Source organism: Pedobacter sp. ASV12 (assembly GCF_016429155.1).
Lineage (GTDB): Bacteria > Bacteroidota > Bacteroidia > Sphingobacteriales > Sphingobacteriaceae > Pedobacter.
Window position 1 is genome coordinate 1 of the sequence record NZ_JAELUC010000182.1, and the last position, 1,607, is coordinate 1,607.

The following is a 1,607-nucleotide window of genomic DNA, read 5'->3' on the forward strand; positions in this document are numbered from 1 at the left end:
CCCCCCCCCCCCCCCCCCCCCCCCCCCCCCCCCCCCCCCCCCCCCCCCCCCACACCCCCCCACCCCCCCCCCCCCCCCCCCCCCCCCCCCCCCCCCCCCCCCCCCCTCCGCTTCAAAAAATTTTTTTTTGTCGTGGTTCGTCGGCAGCGTCAGATGTGTATAAGAGACAGGGTTATATCCCTGGAACGGTAACCGGAGCTATAAAACTGGAGGTCAAACCATAGCATATTTTCTTTAATGCGTTTAACAAAACAAAGTTCTGAACAAATGAAAAAACTATTAATTACGATATCCTTTTGGCTAGCTTGCCTGGCTGTAAAGGCACAGAATCCTTTCGTTGGGGTTTGGGAAGGCGTGCAAACCAATATGCAGGGTTATTATCCTAACGACATGCAGTTTGAACTAACCGCCAGCAATGAATTTTTGTTAAAAAACAAGGCAACAAACACGGTTAAATACCGTGGCACCTATAGCGTTTCTGGCAATGCGGTCAGTGGCAAATATGTGGAAACAAACGGCAGTACCAGCAGTACGATTACATTTGCTGGTACATTTGATGCGACCACAAAAAAGTTGATCTGCACTTATGGATATGATACCTCTACGAGGCTGGGTAAATGGACGGTTGCTCAAAAAAGTGCCCCGCCTCCTACAGCAGCACCGACAGCTACATCTTACATTACTGCCGATGATAGTAAATATTACCTGCAGGTAGCTAAGGTGTCATTAGGTACCGGCAATGATAATAAAGATAAAGGCGCACCATTAACCATCAAGATATTTCCAAGAATTGATCAAACCTACCAGTTTGGAGGTTTATGGTTGGATAATTATACCGATGAACTCAAGAAATGGGAATGGTGGACAGTTGATGTGCCAAGGGCGCCAAAATACACCGAGGCCAGGAATACATTGGCGCTCTATAAAAAAAATGGCCTCGTCCTAGAAATTTTTTACAGTAGTTATGGCGGACCTTTCCCGCTTACAGATGCGTGGAAGTTAGACAAGGTTTTGCTCGACCTGCGTTTTATCAATTACGTTGGCCAATGGCATCCACAGTATGGCAACATGCATATAGAAATACCGGGTAGCAGTGTGTTGTTCAATAAAAAGACCTGTGTGCTATGGATATATCTTGATGGATATTTCAAGCCATTGCCACCGAAAATTGAAAATAATTGCAACTGACCTTGTTGCTGATTACCATGACGCTTACCTGCAGTGGCTTAATTACCACTTTTAATGCTGGTGATCAGCGGGACACTGAACCAGGATCTGTACCATGCAGGTTTTGGTGATTCCTTTAAAAATTGCACCGTTAGTATTGGGCCTAAAGTAAGTGCCGGCGGTAAACTGGGGCCATTACAGGCAAGCGTAAGTGCAGATATTGAAATTGACAGAAAAGGTGTTACCGATGTGGTAATGGCGGGAGGCGTAGAAGCAGCAGCAGGTGTGGGCCTGCTGGTGCGAGTGCTAGCAGGGAAGGAAGGATGAGCTTAAATACCGGTGCAAGTTCATTTAATGGTACGGGTATCTTTAAATAATTTTCAAAAAAACCGATAAATCATGAAACATATTTTGATTGCTTCAATAATGCTGTTGGAAAG

3 protein-coding genes are annotated in these 1,607 nt (G+C 46.0%); all 3 read left to right on the forward strand.

What is annotated here, in order from left to right; translation table 11 throughout:
- Window positions 1-192 (forward strand): hypothetical protein (locus JHD69_RS19735; protein WP_199142053.1); only part of this gene is annotated, 192 nt, incomplete at its 5' end.
- 75 nt (window positions 193-267) lie between these two features.
- Window positions 268-1,188, forward strand: a complete 921-nt coding sequence (locus JHD69_RS19740) for a glycoside hydrolase family 11 protein (RefSeq protein ID WP_199142054.1) — start codon at window positions 268-270, stop codon at window positions 1,186-1,188.
- 60 nt (window positions 1,189-1,248) lie between these two features.
- The gene (locus tag JHD69_RS19745) at window positions 1,249-1,494 is read left to right on the forward strand and encodes a hypothetical protein (protein WP_199142055.1); all 246 of its coding nucleotides are present in this window, start codon (window positions 1,249-1,251) and stop codon (window positions 1,492-1,494) included.
- Window positions 1,495-1,607 lie beyond the last annotated feature (113 nt).

What these genes read in the sequence shown, in the direction of transcription:
- JHD69_RS19740 (WP_199142054.1), top strand. Translation starts at nt 268, where the DNA reads ATGAAAAAACTATTAATTACGATATCCTTTTGGCTAGCTTGCCTGGCT.